General features: G+C 49.1%; 11 protein-coding genes. 5 read left to right on the top strand and 6 right to left on the bottom strand.

Annotated features, from left to right (window positions below):
- Positions 1-31: 31 nt before the first annotated feature.
- The 5 genes from sufB to V5T57_RS06545 are packed head-to-tail and all read left to right on the top strand — an operon-like array spanning position 32 to position 4445.
- Positions 32-1477 carry a Fe-S cluster assembly protein SufB gene (sufB, locus tag V5T57_RS06565; RefSeq protein ID WP_332890380.1) on the top strand — a complete coding sequence of 482 codons (1446 nt, stop codon included), beginning with the start codon at positions 32-34 and terminating at the stop codon, positions 1475-1477.
- Between the two features lie 12 nt (positions 1478-1489).
- Positions 1490-2275, top strand: a complete 786-nt coding sequence (sufC, locus tag V5T57_RS06560; RefSeq protein ID WP_332890379.1) for a Fe-S cluster assembly ATPase SufC — start codon at positions 1490-1492, stop codon at positions 2273-2275.
- Positions 2272-3594, top strand: coding sequence for a Fe-S cluster assembly protein SufD (sufD, locus tag V5T57_RS06555; protein ID WP_332890378.1), 1323 nt, complete (start codon positions 2272-2274; stop codon positions 3592-3594). Before sufC ends, sufD begins: the two co-directional genes overlap by 4 nt.
- A gap of 3 nt (positions 3595-3597) precedes the next feature.
- Positions 3598-4056, top strand: coding sequence for a Fe-S cluster assembly sulfur transfer protein SufU (sufU, locus tag V5T57_RS06550; protein ID WP_332890377.1), 459 nt, complete (start codon positions 3598-3600; stop codon positions 4054-4056).
- 11 nt (positions 4057-4067) lie between these two features.
- The gene (locus tag V5T57_RS06545) at positions 4068-4445 is read left to right on the top strand and encodes an iron-sulfur cluster assembly protein (RefSeq protein WP_332890376.1); all 378 of its coding nucleotides are present in this window, start codon (positions 4068-4070) and stop codon (positions 4443-4445) included.
- Here V5T57_RS06545 and V5T57_RS06540 read toward each other — a convergent pair.
- The 6 genes from V5T57_RS06540 to V5T57_RS06515 all read right to left on the bottom strand — a co-directional run bounded on the left by V5T57_RS06540 (position 4440) and on the right by V5T57_RS06515 (position 16781).
- Positions 4440-6815, bottom strand: a complete 2376-nt coding sequence (locus V5T57_RS06540; RefSeq protein ID WP_332890375.1) for an ATP-binding protein — start codon at positions 6813-6815, stop codon at positions 4440-4442. The two genes, V5T57_RS06545 and V5T57_RS06540, sit on opposite strands and share 6 nt — an antisense overlap.
- Positions 6812-8056: an urea ABC transporter substrate-binding protein gene (locus V5T57_RS06535; RefSeq protein WP_332890374.1), complete on the bottom strand. Its 1245-nt coding sequence runs from the start codon at positions 8054-8056 to the stop codon at positions 6812-6814. The genes V5T57_RS06540 and V5T57_RS06535 overlap by 4 nt, the downstream gene beginning before the upstream one ends.
- A gap of 157 nt (positions 8057-8213) precedes the next feature.
- On the bottom strand, positions 8214-8570 hold the full coding sequence (locus V5T57_RS06530; protein WP_332890373.1) for a PilZ domain-containing protein: 357 nt from the start codon (positions 8568-8570) through the stop codon (positions 8214-8216).
- 80 nt (positions 8571-8650) lie between these two features.
- Positions 8651-11302 (bottom strand): aminopeptidase N, encoded by a 2652-nt coding sequence (gene pepN, locus V5T57_RS06525; RefSeq protein ID WP_332890372.1) that lies wholly within the window; start codon positions 11300-11302, stop codon positions 8651-8653.
- Positions 11303-11389: 87 nt separating this feature from the next.
- Complete coding sequence (locus V5T57_RS06520) at positions 11390-15238, bottom strand: DUF3683 domain-containing protein (RefSeq protein WP_332890371.1); 3849 nt, start codon at positions 15236-15238, stop codon at positions 11390-11392.
- A gap of 325 nt (positions 15239-15563) precedes the next feature.
- A complete protein-coding gene (locus tag V5T57_RS06515) occupies positions 15564-16781 on the bottom strand; it encodes a 6-phosphofructokinase (protein ID WP_332890370.1) in 1218 nt (405 codons plus the stop codon).
- Between the last annotated feature and the right edge of the window lie 106 nt (positions 16782-16887).

Raw genomic sequence — 16887 nt, 5'->3', positions numbered from 1 at the left:
AGGTTTGGCATGACGGATAAAGGTGACCATCATGAATCAAGCAGTTAAAGGTCTTGAATTTATGGATCAAAGCTATCCTCATGGCTTTGTATCAGATGTCGATGCTCATGTGTTTCCTCCTGGTTTAAACCGAAAGGTTGTTGAAAAAATATCCGAACTCAAACAAGAACCTGCATGGTTAACACAGTGGCGTTTACAAGCTTTTGAAAAGTGGCAGGAGATGACGGAGCCGAGTTGGTCATCGGTACGCTATCCTGCTATCGACTATCAGAGCATCTCTTACTATGCTGCGCCAAAAAATAGTGAAAATGCCCCCAAAAGTTTAGAGGATGTCGATCCAGAACTTCTTAAAACCTATGAAAAGCTAGGTATCCCTCTGGATGAACGTGCCGCTCTGGCAGGGGTGGCTGTGGATGCGGTTTTTGATAGCGTTTCGGTGGCGACATCCTTTAAAGAGCGCCTAGCAAAAGATGGTATTCTTTTTTGTTCCTTCTCAGAGGCCGTTCAAAACTACCCTGAACTGGTTGAGCGCTATCTGGGGAGTGTTGTCCCCCCAACGGACAATTTTTTTGCCGCGCTCAATGCAGCTGTATTCAGTGATGGCTCTTTTTGTTACATACCTCCTGGGGTCCGTTGTCCCATGGAGCTTTCCACCTATTTTCGTATTAATCAGGCTAAAACAGGTCAGTTTGAGCGCACCTTGCTTATTTGTGATCGCGACGGCTATGTGAGCTATTTAGAGGGCTGTTCAGCGCCACAACGTGCCGAACACCAACTTCATGCTGCGGTGGTCGAACTGGTTGCTATGGAGGGGGCTCACATCAAGTATTCCACCATACAGAACTGGTATCCCGGTGATGCGCAAGGGCGCGGCGGTATTTACAACTTTGTGACAAAGCGGGGGGATTGTCGTGGCCATGGTTCCCGGATTGATTGGACTCAGGTTGAAACCGGGTCTGCCATTACCTGGAAGTACCCCAGTGTGATCCTTCGTGGGGATAATACGGTGGGTAGTTTTCACTCCGTTGCCGTAACAGCGAACCATCAACAAGCGGATACCGGAACGAAAATGATTCATCTGGGACGCAATAGCCGCAGCACAATCCTATCTAAAGGAATCTCTGCTGGGCATGGTCACAATGCCTATCGAGGTTTGGTACGTATGGGCTCTGGTGCTCATGGTGCACGCAACCACACTCAATGTGACTCTTTATTGATGGGAGACCTGTGTCGTGCGCACACCTATCCGGTTATTGAAGTCAAAAACCCTACTGCGGTTGTAGAGCATGAGGCTACGGCATCACGTATCGGTGACGATCAGCTTTTTTACTGCCGTCAGCGTGGATTAAGTGAAGAGGAGTCCATCAACCTGATCGTTGGAGGTTTTTGTAAAGAGGTCTTCCATGAACTACCTATGGAGTTTGCGGTTGAAGCCCACAAGCTCTTGGAGTTGACCCTGGAAGGTACGGTTGGTTAAGGAGCAGGTATCATGTTAGAGATCTGTAATCTACACGCTTCTGTTGCAGGTAAAAAAATTCTTCATGGGGTGGATCTCATGATTCCAGATGGTCAGGTACATGTGATCATGGGGCCTAATGGTTCTGGCAAAAGCACATTGGCTCATGTGTTGTCTGGACATCCTGGCTATGAACAGCAACGCGGCACCATTCGTATGAATGGAGAAGCCATTGAACAGTTAGAACCTGAAGAGCGGGCGCTGCGGGGGCTTTTTTTAGCTTTTCAGTATCCAGTGGAGATCCCTGGGGTTAATAACCTTCAATTGCTTAAAGCTGCTTTAAATGCACGCCGACGTTTTCGTGGTGAGCCTGAGTTGGATGCTTATGATTTTCAAGAGCGGGTCGAACAGGCATTGAGTCGCGTTAGCATGGATGAACAGATGTTGGGCCGGGGGGTGAACAGTGGGTTCTCGGGAGGAGAGAAAAAACGCAATGAGATCTTTTATATGGCGCTTCTGGAGCCTTCGGTAGCCATCTTGGATGAGACCGACTCTGGGCTGGATATTGATGCACTCAAGGATATCGCTCTGGGGTTGGAGTCCTTAAGGGATGCGCACCGCAGTATGCTCTTAATTACGCACTATCAAAGGTTGTTGGATTATATACAGCCGGATCGCGTGCATGTATTGAGTGGCGGACGTATCATTCGCTCTGGTGATGCATCTCTGCCCATGGAGCTAGAACAGCATGGTTATACCGGGATGCAAGGCGACACGCCTGACTCTGCCTTAACAGAGGTGGGGAGGCATCCATCATGAATAGCTGGATGGCACAACAGGTGGCACAACAGCAACAGTTAAGGTCACTTCTACCCGGGGAGGCGCCTTGGTTACAGCAGCAGCGTGCGTGGGCGTTGGAGCGTTTTTCGCAAATGCCGCTGCCTACCCGTAAAGATGAGGCATGGAAACATACACCCATGCATCCCTTAAAAAAGGTACATTTTGAAGCGCGCCCCCCCAGTTGTTTGGCCATGGATCTGGATGATCTTCACCCCTTTCTGGGCAGTTGGCAGGAAGGCAACCTGCTCACTTTTGTGAATGGCCGTTTTACGGTTCAGCTCTCTCGGCTCCCCTTGGTTCCGCATGGGGTATATGTTGGCAGTTTGGGGGCTATGTTGGCATCGCAGCCAGAGAAGGTGGAACCCTATCTCAGAATTGATCCTGAGAAGGAGATGGACCCCTTTCAACTGCTTGAGTTAGCCTATTTAATGGATGGAGCTTTTATCCATTTGGAGGAAGGGTTTGTTATGGAGCAGCCCCTCCACCTGCTCTATCTTAACACCCCTTCTCATACACCTGTTCTACACCCGCTACATAATCTAATCGTTGCAGAACGCAGAAGTGGTGCCCAGATTGTGGAGCACCACGTCAGTTTATCCAACACTCAGCATGATCTGACACTTTGCCAGACAGATATCCATCTCCACCCAGGGGTGATCATGGACCATGGCTGGGTACAACAGATCAGTCATGAAGGTTTTCATTTGGCTCAATGTCATGTTCAGCAATGTTCAGACAGCCATTTTAACAGCCATGCTTTTGCAGTTGGTGGGGCCCTTTCTCGATACCGAATGCATGTTAATCTTAAAGAGGAAGGAACACAGTGTACGCTAAGGGGGCTCTATACCGGTGATGGTCATCGCCATGTGGATATGGGCACCAAGGTTAACCACGCCTTTGCCCATGGGCAGTCCAGCCAACTCCATAAAGGGATGCTGTGTGACCATGCTCATGGTGTTTTTGATGCCATGGTTAAGGTTCACCCACACGCAGCCCACACGCATGCGACACAACGCAATGATACGCTTCTTCTGAGCGAATATGCGGTGGTTGAAAGCCAACCTCAGATGGAAATTTTAGCTGATGATGTGCAATGCAGTCATGGTGCAACGGTTGGCCAATTGGATGAAGAGGCTCTTTTTTATCTACAAAGTCGTGGCATTGCCCGAATGGAAGCCCAAAATCTACTGATTGAAGGTTTTCTGGAAGAGGTGGTTGGTGATATTACGTCTCCTATTTTAAAGCCCTGGTATGCCCAATGTCTGCAACAAACGGCGCCGACTCATCAGGGAGTATAAACCATGGATCAAATGCTGCGAGAGGTCTATGAACAGACCATTCTGGATCATAACCGTCATCCCCGTTTTTACCCTGAACACCCTGAACCGTGTACCCACCATGCCCATGGTTTTAACCCCATTTGTGGAGATGAGTTTGATATCCATCTAGAGATGCACGAGGGGGTTATCGCTCATGTTGGGTTTGAAGGTGCTGGGTGCAGCATCTCTACGGCAATGTGCTCTTTGATGTTGGAGCGTGTTCAAGGGTGTACAGCAGAGGAGGCCCAGCAGTTGTTTGAGATGATGCATCACCTTTTGACGCATCATGCCTTACCCGAAAAGATCCCCAATGAGGTTGGTAAATTACGGGTCATGTTGGGGGTTAGAGAGCACCCCACCCGTATTAAATGTGCAACCTTGGGTTGGCATATTCTTCATGCCGCACTGGTTGGAGACCGTGCGACCATCTGTACGGAATAGGAGAGTGGATTATGATGCGTTGGCCTTGGCAAAAAAATACGGATAATCCGGCTCCGTCACCGGATCTACTGGAAGATGATCAAGTCATGGATCCTGTTTTTAGGCAGATTGTCGCGGCACTGCGTGCTGTGGAAGATCCTGAACTAAAGGTAAACGTCTATGATTTAGGGCTGATCTACGATGTTGCGGTGGATGAGTTCAGTACAGCACATGTTCAAATGACCTTAACCAGTCCCAACTGCCCTGTTGCAGGTTCACTACCCAAGCAGGTGGCCCAATCGGTTGCCCGGTTACCCTCTATTCGTCAAGTACGCCTAGAGCTGGTGTGGGACCCTCCATGGGATCGAAGCCGTATGAGCCGTGCTGCTCGCTGGCAGGTTGGTTTATAATAAAGTGGGTGGTTGTTTTTGCGTGTAGTATTCAATCGCAGCTAAAAAGGCCGCTTTTTTAATGGGTTTAGTTAAATGATCGGTACAACCTGCTTGAAGGCTTAACTGGGCATCGCCATCTAACGCGTTGGCGGTTAAAGCAACAATAGAGGTTGGTGGTAAGTTATGTTGTTTCTCATGGTTTCGGATGGCTGACGTTGCGCTGTAACCATCCATAATCGGCATTTGAACATCCATAAAAATGAGATCAAACTGTTGTGTGGTGGCAAGTTTAAGCCCCTCTTGGCCGTTGAAGGCGTAGGTTACGCGGTGGGGGCTGGTTTTTAGGTAGGCGTCTAGTAACGCGCGGTTATCTTCAGAGTCCTCAACAATCAGTATATGTAAACAGACCGTTGAAGATGGTTCGGTATGCTGTGATGGGGGTGAAATGGGGGCTTTTTGTTGAACAGGTTTACAGGTCTGCATCGGTATATTAAGCGTAAATTGACACCCTTGCTTGATTTGACTCGTTAAATGGATGCTACCCCCCATTAATGTCACAAGCTCTTTACTGATAGACAAACCAAGCCCAGTGCCCCCATGCCGGCGCGTCGCGGTTGGGTCTACCTGGGTGAATTTTTCAAAAATATGGTGTTGATACTCTGCTTCAATCCCCATTCCCGTATCAATAACGGAGAGTTCAAAGCAATCTGTATGCAGAGTCAGCTTGACCTGGATGGAACCTTTTTCTGTAAATTTAATGGCATTAGAAAGCAGGTTCATGATGATTTGTCGTAGGCGATCTGGGTCACCTTGTATCCACAGAGAAGAATCTGCATCTATTTGACAAATAAGATCGAGTCCTTTGTCCTGGCAGCTTAAGCTAAACAGTTCAGTTGTCTCTGTTATTAAGGGAATGAGATCAAAAGCTCTATTTTGAAGTTCTAAGCGGCCTGCCTCAATCTTTGAGAGGTCGAGAATGTTATTAATCAGTGCCAATAAGCTATCGCCAGCTTGTTGGAGTTTTATTAAATGAGCTTGCTGTGTCGGATCTTGAATACGCTCCAGCAGGATATCACTCATACCAATAACAACATTCATGGGTGTACGAATTTCATGGCTCATGGAGGCTAAAAAAGCACTTTTGGCTTGGCTGGCCTTCTGTGCTTCATCTTTAGCGTGTGTGAGTGCCAAGGTTCTTGCTTGTACACGTTTTTCCAACTCTTCATGGCTCTGTTGTAGATGGTCAGCCATGGCATTAAAATCGGTGGCCAGTTGACCTATTTCATCCTGACTTTGGATCGAAACCCGGTTCTCCATCTGCCCCGCAGCCAGTTGGCTTGTGGCGTGACTTAAGAGCTGAAGAGGCTGGATGATCGAACGGTGCAGTGCTGAGCCAAACAGACCAACCAGAAGCAGCAGTGTCGTCACCACCCATATTCCATAACTGCGTATGGTGTGTACGGGGGCCATCGCTTCTCGTTGATCGACTTTAACCACCATACCCAGGCGCATCTCTGGTATATAGCGCCACGCTGCCAAGACGGTAATCCCACGGTAATCTTGTTGAACACCGCTACCATGTTCTCCCTTAACCGCTAACTGAATGGGTTGTCCTTGTTGATCACCAAGCTTGACTGAATGAATAGAGGTTGAGTGCAGATCATGTTTCAGGGGCATCACAAACTGGGCATACTCTCCTTGACGGTGAGCAATCACTGTTTCTCCACTCTTGCCCATCCCTATGCGATCAGCGACAACTTGGTGAAAATGTTTGATATCAATCTGTAGGGCGATGACCCCCAAAAGAGTTGTATCCTTGATAACAGGGACTGCCATAAAAACCGCAGGTTCTGCAGAAGGGGTGTAAGGCTTAATGTTAGAAATATTGGCGGAAAGTTGTGTTTGTGCCTGGCTAAAAACTTGTCCTAACTCAGATTGGCGATAAAGGCCATGCTTGAGGTTGGTCGCAAAATCAGCCTCTTGTAATACACTAAAAACCACATCCCCCTTCACATCAATCATGAAGAGATCATAGTACTTAAACTGTTCCATAAAGTTTAAGTAAAACTCACGCTTTTCATGGTTAAGATTTTGATACTCTTTCGAGGAGTAGCCTTCATGAAAACGGGTTGTAAATAAGGTTAGGTCTTGTTGCACGGTTGGAGATTGTGCCAAAAGTTGAATGTCGCGCATACGGCCATTTAGGTAGTCACGAATTTGGTCTGTCTTCTGGTCTGCCAAATGTGCCATACGTTGCGTCATCTCTTGGCGCATGGAGTACTCAAAAATATTAAGTAGACCATAACCAACAACAGCTACAGGTAATAAAGAGAAAAGAATAAGTGAGAGTAATAAGCGCTGAGATAGGGGAATTTTAAAAAGCTTCATAGCTTCACCCCAAGCTCTTTGAAAAGCAGTTTTTTCCAGTACGATTTAGTATGAAATGTCGGGAAGGGGGTGGGGCGGATAGGGCGTGGTTGAGCCCAAACCACCTTAACACGACCATCGGGCTGGAACTGTCCTATGCGTATGTTTCGCCAAAGATGGCGGGTTTGTGGGTCAATGGTCACAATGCCTTGTGGTGCAGCAAAGCTTTGCCGGCTCAAACTCTGGCGAACGGTTTTGGGGTGTATGCTTTGGGCATCTCGAACACCTTGTGCCCACAAATTTAGGCCAATGTAGGTCGCTTCCATGGGGTCATCCATGACATGGGTTGGGTGATCGGGTTGTTGGCTTTTATGGAAGCGTTGAAAACGGTGTAAAAAATCCTTGTTTTCCGGTGTTTGAATCTCTTGAAAATAACTCCAAGCTAGGTAGTGCCCAGTGAGCGCTTTTGGCATATGTTGGCCCAGTGCCTCCGCGACACTAAAGGATAGAATCGGTATGGGATTAGCTGGGGAAGCCTGTTTCTGCCAGTGACGGAAAAAGAAAAGGTTACTATCACCATTAATACTATTGAGTACAATATCCGGTTTTTTGGCTCGAATATCGGCGATAATTTCATCGACATCAGGTGAGCCCAGTGGTAGATAGCGCTCTCCCACCACCTGACCGTTCAGCAGAGGGGCAATATCCTTTAGGATCATGTTGGCTGCTCGTGGGAAAATATAGTCTGACCCCACGAGATAGATCTTAGGTCCAAAGTTCTCTTGCGCCCATTGAAACGCTGGAATGATCTGTTGATTGGGTGCAGAGCCGGTATAAATTAGATTTGGTGAGGATTCTAAACCTTCATATTGGAGAGGGTAGAAGAGTAGGTGATCATGGATTTCCACAACAGGTAAAACCGCTTTACGGCAGGCTGATGTCCAACACCCAAACAGGGCTGCAACCTGCTCATCTTTGATCAAGCGTAGAGCCTGTTTACGGCTATGCTCCCAATCAGACCGGCTATCCGCAACCACAACTTCAAGGGTTCGCCCCAGTAGGCCACCTTGTTGGTTAATCTCATGAGCTGCAAACTTAAGGGCATCAACAAGGGGTGCTTCACTGTTGGCCATGGTCCCTGTTAGGGCATGGAGCACCCCAATTCGAATAGGCGCAGCTGTGCTGTTGAGGGTAAAAAAAGCAAGGACAAGCGTACAGAGTACGGCCCCTACCACTCCCCCTATGGCATGGTAACGTTTCATATCGTCTCCAGTATTGCGGATAACCTCAATACTAACAAAACGCAGAATTTTTGGGCAGGCTTTTGAAGGCAACCTCAGGTGGCCAGGGTGATGGCCAGGAGGGTCAGCTCGGAGAAGGTGTGATCAAACAGACAAGCAGAATAATAAATGTCAGGCCTTACAGTTCAATGGAGCCGTGGTCCAGATCGCTTTCTTCGTCAACTTCATCAAAAAACAAACCAATGCCTGCCGGTGTAATACGGGCCACACGACAGGGAAAGGACATGGTGTAGCTCCTTCCTCCTTGGTCTAAGGTTACCTCCACAACCCCTTCATCCCCATGGGCCAGTTTGGTCCCTTCGGGTAATTGGGTGTGTAAAAAGGCACCACTAAGGCTTACATCGGTCGTTTGCCCTGTATAAATCGTACCATCTTCAGCATGAAAGATCAGTTCGGTGACAAAGGGCTTGCGCTCTTCTTGTCGGGTAACCTCATCCTGTTCTTCTTCATCTGGCTTTTTGGCTTCTTCAGACATGTGTACCCCATACGTGTTGGAGAGGCGGTGTAAAACAATCCTCCTCTCCATTTTTCCTCAGTCGTGGAAGATGTCAACCCTTATGTGCTGGAATCATCCAAACTCTTACTGACAATTTCATAGGTATCGTTTGAAAGCCCTGGTTTATAGACCAGCACCTCCAAAGATTGACGCATTAAAGATGACAGTTCCGGTACCATGCGGCGCCAGCGTGTAAAGTAGGCACATAAGCGGGCGGCCAGTTGGGGATTTTTTTCATCCAGCTGGCTGATAACCTCTTGCAAAAAACGATAACCTGAACCATCCAAGGCATGAAAAGCCGTGGGGTTGGCACCACTTAAACTCCCCACCACAGCGCGTACTTTATTGGGGGTGCTCCAGGAAAAATCAGGATGTTTGGCCAGGGCTTGGGCGGTCGCTAAACCGTGCTCGCCTGGTACCATACTGATTTGCGTGGCAAACCATTTATCCAAAGCATTGGCGGAATTTTTACAGCGGTCATAGAGTGCATCCGTCAAATCATGACTGGCACCACAGCCACAGCGTAAAAGTGGACCATAGGCACCAAGCCAGTCCGTTATGTTATCTGCTTGTTTAAACTGTTTACGCGCCAAAGCCAGTACCGTCGGTTCTGGATTTTCCAATAGATAGTCCAGAGCTAGGTTTTTTAATGCTCGGGCACCCGCAGCGTCTGGGCTGTAGGTATAGGCATCTTCACTGAAATAACGGCCATACAGATTCAGGAACAGTGGACGGAAACGAGTAGCCAGGGATTGACGCAAATGTTGGCGGACTTTATAGACGATATGGGGATCCGCTTTATCCATGCGGTCCATTATGTAGCCGGTTGTTGGCAGGGTTAACGAGAGCGCCAGTAGGGCTGGGTCACTACTGCTGTCTTTAATCACCGTTTCAAAGGCTTCAGCAAAGCTACTGGGTAGATCAGGGAGCTGACCCGTTTTTTGAGTTTTTTCCACCATATCCAGAATGGTTAATACGGACAGAATCTGCCCGGATTCCCATCGATTAAATGGATCATTATCATTGGCCCATAAAAAGGCCAGCTGTTCATGATCCAAAGCGGCATCCCATTTTACCGGTGCAGAAAAACCACGCATTAAAGATGGGGTTGGTGGATGGCTAAGCCCTTCAAACGTATAGGTTGCTTCACTTTGGGTTAGTTCTAAGGTTGCCTCTTTACCTAAGGGGTGCTCATCCTCAACCAATTTAAGCGTTTGTGCTTCCCCTTTAGGGTCCAGTAGGGCAATGCGAATGGGAATGTGCATCGGGGCTTTACTGCTCTGTCCAGGCGTTGCAGGGCAGTGCTGAGCAACATTCAGTACATAGCGCTGGCTCTCGGGAAAATAGAGACTATTAAAGGTCAGTTCTGGCGTACCTGCCTGTACATACCATAGTCTAAACTGGCTTAGATCACGGCCCGAGGCATTCTCCATACATGAGACAAACTGCTCGACCGTTGCCGCTTCACCATCATGACGTGCCACATAGAGATCGATACCTTTACGGAAAGCTTCCCAGCCAAGCAGGGTCTCCATCATGCGGATGACTTCAGCCCCTTTGTTGTAGACAGTGCTTGTGTAAAAGTTATTGATTTCAATATAGGATTCTGGCTGTACAGGATGTGCCGTTGGGCCAGCATCTTCTGGAAACTGATGATTGCGCAGTATGCGTACATCCTGAATACGCTGAACCGGACCGGAGACAATGTCCGAAGAGAAGCTCTGGTCGCGGTAGACGGTCAGCCCCTCTTTAAGGCTCAATTGAAACCAGTCACGACAGGTGATGCGGTTACCTGTCCAGTTATGAAAATATTCATGGGCAATAACCCCTTCGACCGCTTCATATTCGGTATCGGTCGCGACATGGGGTGCTGCGAGCACATATTTGGTATTGAAGACATTGAGCCCTTTATTCTCCATGGCACCCATATTGAAGTCACCAACAGCGACAATCATATAGGTATTTAGATCATAGCTTAGGCCATAGCGCTTTTCTTCCCACTTCATGGATTTTTTCAGGGCTTCCATAGCATGGTCGCATTGATCAATGCTATGTGCCTCTGAAAAGAGCTGCAGCGTCACTTCACGCCCTTCGGCGGTGGTGTAATGATCTTCAAGTAGCGCCAGGTCGCCAGCAACCAGTGCAAAGAGGTAGCTGGGTTTTGGGTAGGGGTCGACATAAGTTGCACTGTGGCGCCCATCATCAAGCTGCTGAGTGGCGGTTTTATCTCCATTGCTCAACAGTACAGGGTAGGCGTTGGCATCTGCAATAAGTGTGACCGTATACTTGGCCATGACATCTGGTCGGTCTGGGTAGTAGGTAATCTTGCGAAAACCTTCAGCCTCACATTGAGTGCAGAACATGCCACTGGAGATATACAGGCCATCCAGGGCGCTGTTTTTATCAGGGGCAATATAGGTGACACAGCGTAAGGTAAACGTCTCACTTGGTGGGGTCAGGGTGAGCAGGTCATTCTCAATGCTATAGAGTGCTGGTCCCTGTTGTCCTTCAATCTCCAAACTTTCTAGTTCCAGCTCTTCTCCGTTGAGAATAAGGGGTGCATCAACGGGAGCATCTGGATGTCGGTGGTATTGTGTAACCGTCTCAACGCGGGTTTTGGAGGGATCCAGTTCAAAGGTCAGCTCCACCTGCTCCACCAAAAAGTGAGGGGGGGCATAATCTTTGAGGTTATGTGCCGTGCGTTGAGACATGGATTACTCCAAGTATGATAATGATGAAATGAGTGCTTTAAGCATGTGACAAGCATCAGAGGCCAAAAGCCTCTGATGCTGATTTCACTACAGTAAAATCTTCTCCATCCAACCGCTATCTACCTGTGATTTCAGCTGATCTCTCCAGCGGGTGCCCAGCAGATGGTCGGCCAACTCTTGAACCACATAACGGGTTTTTGTTTGGGTGGTATCACTATAGCGAGAGAGCCCTTGCACACAGGCTGGACAGGTGGTGAGCAGGGTCGCAGATTCATCCTGGGCCAGTTTCAACTGATCACGGCTCTGACCAATAGACTGCTCTTTAATAAACCGTACCGACGTGGAGACATCTGGGCGGGTGACGGCAAATGTACCGGCCTCTCCACAACACCGTTCGGTATGGGATACCTCTGCGTTGGTCACTGCTTTAACCACCTCATGGGCATCATGCACTTTGGATGGGGTATGGCAGGGGTCATGGAACAGATACTTACGTCCTGCCCCTTGTTCGCCCAGGGTTACCCCTTTTTCCATGAGATATTCATGAATATCCATAACACGGCAACCGGGGAAAATTGCTTCAAACTCATATTTTTCCAGTTGCGTCAGGCAGGTTCCACACGAGACCAAGACGGTTTTGATATCCAGATAGTTGAGTTGGTTGGCGACCCGGTGGAACAGAACGCGGTTATCGGTGGTGATTTTTCGACTCTGCTCTTCATTGCCTGCTGTTGCTTGTGGGTAGCCGCAACAGGTGTATGTGGGAGGCAGAACCGTATTGACCTCCACATGGTTGAGCATGGCCATTACCGCCATAGAAACATCACTAAAGAGCCGCTCACAACCACAGCCTGGGAAATAGAAAACGGTCTCTCTAGCGCTCTCTTTATGGGTAGGGTCCCTAAACAGTGGTACATAACGCCCATCTTCTAAATCAAACTCAGCCCGCATGGTGGTTGGCGGTAGCTGTTCAGGCAAAGGTCGCTTGATGAGATGCAACACTTGTGTCTGAAGGTTGGGGCGTCCTGTGGTATTGATGGGAAGTGGCTCTTTATCCGTACCAACATGCAGACTTTTTTTCGCCAAATTATGCGCCATACGCTGGGCGGTATAGCCGCCTTTAATGACGGTACTGCGCATCAATTTAATGGCTTTTGGATCATTGGTATTGAGAAACTGCATGGCCATTTTACTGCCGATGCTGGTCACACGCTGTTTGCGGTTGCTCAACACCCCACGCATGGCCATGGTGACCTTGCCAAAATCAATATTAACAGGGCAGGGGTTGAAGCATTTGTGGCAAACGGTACAGTGATCAGCTAGGTCATTCATCTCCTCAAAATGTCGTACAGAGATACCCCGTCGGGTTTGCTCTTCATAGAGGAAGGCCTCGATCATCAAGCCTGCGGCCAGGATCTTATTACGTGGTGAATAGAGCAGGTTGGCTTGTGGCACGTGGGTTGAGCAGTGAGGCTTACATTTACCGCAACGCAGGCAGTTGCGGACCATGTCGTTTAGATCCCCCAAAGCGCTTTCGCGTAAAATTAATGCTTCTTGCTGGACCAAACGTAAGGAGGGGGTGTAGGCCTCGGACAGGTCAAAGCCTTGGGTTAGTTTACCCCGGTTAAAGCGGTCTGCGGGGTCTACCTTACTTTTGTAAACACGGAAAGCCTCTCGGGCCTCTTCAGGGATATATTGCGCTTTGGTAATGCCAATACCGTGCTCACCCGAGATAACCCCCCCCAGGTTGGTGGAGAGCTCCATAACCTGATCAACCACCTCTTCTGCAGAGGTAAGCATCTGATAATCGTTGGAGTTGACCGGTATGTTGGTGTGGATATTACCATCCCCAGCATGCATGTGCAGGGCAACAAACAACCGGCTGGAGCGTACATCTTGATGTATGTGGTCCAGATGCGCCCGCACACCATCCCACAGCTCGCCACTGAAGAGATTTTTCACAGGGGCCGCAATCTCCTGATGGTAGGAGATACGCATGGCATGGCGAAGCATGATTTTTAGCAGAGATTCATCTGATCGATACTCTGAAACTGTGCGTAATGAGAGCAGTGCTTGCATCTCACCACATGGCGTATCCAGATTGGCCAAAAAAGCCTGCCATTGAGCTGCAATATCATCCAAAATTTTAAGGGCAGCTTCCACTTTAGTCTGGATAATCTCTTCACTCTCTGAACTGGCAGGGTACCCTTTTGGAAGATGTTTACCAAAGTCACCATTGGTGAAGTAGTGACGTACCGTAGCGATGGTGCGCAATTTGTTATGGATGGACTGCTCAATATTGATGCGTTCAATACCTGCACTGTATTCCGCCAGTTTATCCAGCGGTATAACAACGTCTTCATTAATTTTAAAGGCGTTGGTATGGGCCGCAATGGCCGCGGTACGGCTACGGTCAGCCCAAAAGCGCTTACGGGCCGTTGGGGTGGCCGCAATAAACCCTTCACCATTACGTGCCTGGGTCAGTTTAACCACATGCTCTGCAGCAGCTTGAACTTCCGCATCATCATTCCCTACGATATCTGAGATCAAGACCATCTTGGGCTGTTGCTGACGGGAGGATTTGGTGTTGTAGCCAACGGCTTTGATATAGCGATCGTCTAGATGTTCCAGGCCCGCACAGCGGGTATCACCGGCTCCTCCATCCAGATAGTCTTTGATCTCAACAATGGCAGGTACAGCTTCTGAGAGATCATGGCCAAAGAACTCCAATGCGACCGTACGGGTGCTGGCGGGCATTTTATGAACAACAAAAACGGCACTGGTGACCATGCCGTCACAACCCTCTTTCTGGATTCCTGGCAGGCCACCGAGTGTTTTGTTGGTTACATCTTTACCTAGACCGGGTTTACGGATCTCATGGGCCGGTAGGGTAATGACCTCTGGGTCACCGAGGGGGGTTTTGCCATCGGCTCCATAACGGGCAACACGGAAGGATGCCTCAGGGACATCATGGATCTTACCCATGTTGTGTTGCAGGCGGGTGACCTCCAACCAGTTCCCCGTGGGTTCAACCATGCGCCATGAGAGCAGGTTATCAATGGCCGTACCCCATAAGACAGCCTTTTTCCCACCCGCATTCATGGCAATATTTCCACCAATGGTGCAGGAGCTTTGCGAGGTTGGATCCACAGCAAAGACATAGCCACTATCAGCAGCCACATTGGAAACATGAAGGGTTACCGCACCGGCACCGCAAAAAACCGTCGCGACCTGTTCATCAACACCTGGTGCATCACGTAGTGTGACGGGGTCAATTTGGATCAGCTTTTCTGTATTAATCACCGCGGTATTTTCATACAGAGGTACCGCTGACCCGGTATAACCGGTACCACCACCCCGTGGAACAATGATCAGATCAAGCTCAATACAGGCACGTACCGCCAGCGCAACTTCTTCTTCAGTATCTGGGGTAAGCACCACAAAGGGGTAGGCTACTCGCCAGTCTGTTGCATCGGTTACATGAGATACCCGTGCAGTCCCCGAAAAATCCACATTATTTTTGGGTAAGTCTCTGGCAAAGCGTTTGGCTGATCGCTCCCGCAGTTGCCCCGCCTCTTTCAGCCAGCTATCAAAACTGCGTACCGCTTCGTCGGTGCGGTCGATAAGCTCATGGACATCGGGTGTGGCATCGGTCCCCACAGCACGTTCGCGCATCTGTCGGACCCGATCTCGCAAGGTCTGCAGCATGGAGTCATGGCGCCCTTGGTCGGCCAGTAGGTCATCCTGGATCAGAGGATTACGGGTGACCATCCAGATATCGCCAAGAATTTCAAACAGCATTCGGGCGCTACGTCCCGTTTTGCGCTGTTTGCGCAAGCGATTAAGAACCTCCCACATGGATTCATCCAATAAGCGGATGACAATCTCACGATCGGAGTAAGAGGTATAGTTATACGGGATCTCGCGCAGACGCATGGGAAACTCTCCAGATCCATCCTTACAAAGGGATGGGGTATCGTCACAAACCGCTTATAAAACCAGGGTTAGCGGCCTGTCGCACAAAAGCGGGCCGCTGGGTAAATCGCTCATAAAACAGGGGAGCGTTGGATAACTGGTATGAAGCGATGGAGTTCAAACCAAAACAGATCAACGATGATCAGATATTCAAGGCTGATATGAAGTTCCTTTTTTTACCCTAGAAGGGGCAAAAGATCAAACCCTGATGCATGTTTATCAATGAAAACAGCCCGTCATTGAATGATTCAATGACGGGCTGGCGATCATGTACAACCACCCATGGTTATTTATTGAGAATTTTCTCAACAGTAGGGGCCATCAATCGGGCCGCATTTTCTAAGGGATTTTTACCCAGTAAGGGGCGCAGATATTCAATAAAGTCCCCGGTCACATCATTGCCAGCAGCGGCGAGGAAGTTATCTGACATAACCTTGGTCAGGGCAGCTACCTCTTTAACATCTGCCAGTTGGTAGGCAGAGGCATAGTTCCCAACTCGCTTAATGGTCATGGTGCCACTGGCATTGTTGACCAGAGCTTGTTGCACAGCAGCTTGTCCCACTTCACGGGCTTCACGGGCATCAACCTCAGAAACCACACCTAAGAAGCTGCGCTGAAGATAGCCAAAGGTATCTCCACGGACACGTTTGATGCCAAGCTTGGATTTAATTTCATCACACAACAGATCAGCCAAGGCACCGGTCCCTGAAAGCTGAACATTACCGTGGGCATCACGCTCCACATCTTCCTGCAGCTTGGTCACAATGGGCGTTCCATCTGCATCATGAATACCTTCAGAAACCGCAATAATGCAACGTCCGTACTTTTCGTAGGTCGTTTTGACATCGGCCAGGAACTTATCCATGTCAAAGGTCAGCTCAGGTACGTAGATGAGGTGTGGACCATCATCAGGGAATACCCGTGCCATGGCTGCAGCACCAGTCAGGAAGCCTGCATGACGACCCATCACAACGCCCACATAGACACCAGGTAGAGCGCGGTTGTCTAAGTTTACCCCAGCAAAGGCGCTGGCCACAAACTTGGCAGCAGAGGGAAAACCGGGGGTATGGTCATTGGCCATCAGATCATTATCAATGGTCTTTGGGATATGCATGGCCGTGAATTCATAATTGGCTTCATTGGCAAACTCTTGGACGATACGGACTGTATCGGAAGAGTCGTTGCCGCCACAGTAGAAGAAGCTGCGGATGTCATGGGCTTTAAGCACCTTAAACATCTCCGCACAGTACTCACGGTCAGGTTTATCACGGGTGGAACCCAGTGCTGAGCTGGGCATGTTGGCGACACGCTCTAAATTACCGGAAGTTTCCATGGAGAGATCCATGAAATTTTCATCAATAATGCCGCGAACACCGTGTACCGCACCGTAGATACGATCAACCTGGGCATAGCGTTGTGCTTCCAGGACCGCACCAACCAGAGATTGGTTGATAACAGCGGTGGGGCCGCCACCTTGTGCGATGAGAACTTTACCGCTTTTCATGCAGGATCTCCTAATGGGATGGGACAACCACCAATGCCGCCAGGGGCCGCCAAAATCATTAACCTAGACATAGTACAACGGCTGGGGGAGTCGTTACACCCCTTTG

Source organism: Magnetococcus sp. PR-3 (genome assembly GCF_036689865.1).
Taxonomy (GTDB): Bacteria; Pseudomonadota; Magnetococcia; order Magnetococcales; family Magnetococcaceae; genus Magnetococcus.
This window is presented reverse-complemented; position numbering and strand designations above follow the sequence as displayed.

Coding starts and splice junctions, on each gene's coding strand:
- sufC (WP_332890379.1), top strand. CDS start 1,490: ATGTTAGAGATCTGTAATCTACACGCTTCTGTTGCAGGTAAAAAAATT.
- V5T57_RS06530 (WP_332890373.1), bottom strand. CDS start 8,570: ATGTCTGAAGAAGCCAAAAAGCCAGATGAAGAAGAACAGGATGAGGTT.
- V5T57_RS06545 (WP_332890376.1), top strand. CDS start 4,068: ATGATGCGTTGGCCTTGGCAAAAAAATACGGATAATCCGGCTCCGTCA.
- V5T57_RS06515 (WP_332890370.1), bottom strand. CDS start 16,781: ATGAAAAGCGGTAAAGTTCTCATCGCACAAGGTGGCGGCCCCACCGCT.
- V5T57_RS06520 (WP_332890371.1), bottom strand. CDS start 15,238: ATGCGTCTGCGCGAGATCCCGTATAACTATACCTCTTACTCCGATCGT.
- V5T57_RS06540 (WP_332890375.1), bottom strand. CDS start 6,815: ATGAAGCTTTTTAAAATTCCCCTATCTCAGCGCTTATTACTCTCACTT.
- sufD (WP_332890378.1), top strand. CDS start 2,272: ATGAATAGCTGGATGGCACAACAGGTGGCACAACAGCAACAGTTAAGG.
- pepN (WP_332890372.1), bottom strand. CDS start 11,302: ATGTCTCAACGCACGGCACATAACCTCAAAGATTATGCCCCCCCTCAC.
- V5T57_RS06535 (WP_332890374.1), bottom strand. CDS start 8,056: ATGAAACGTTACCATGCCATAGGGGGAGTGGTAGGGGCCGTACTCTGT.
- sufU (WP_332890377.1), top strand. CDS start 3,598: ATGGATCAAATGCTGCGAGAGGTCTATGAACAGACCATTCTGGATCAT.
- sufB (WP_332890380.1), top strand. CDS start 32: ATGAATCAAGCAGTTAAAGGTCTTGAATTTATGGATCAAAGCTATCCT.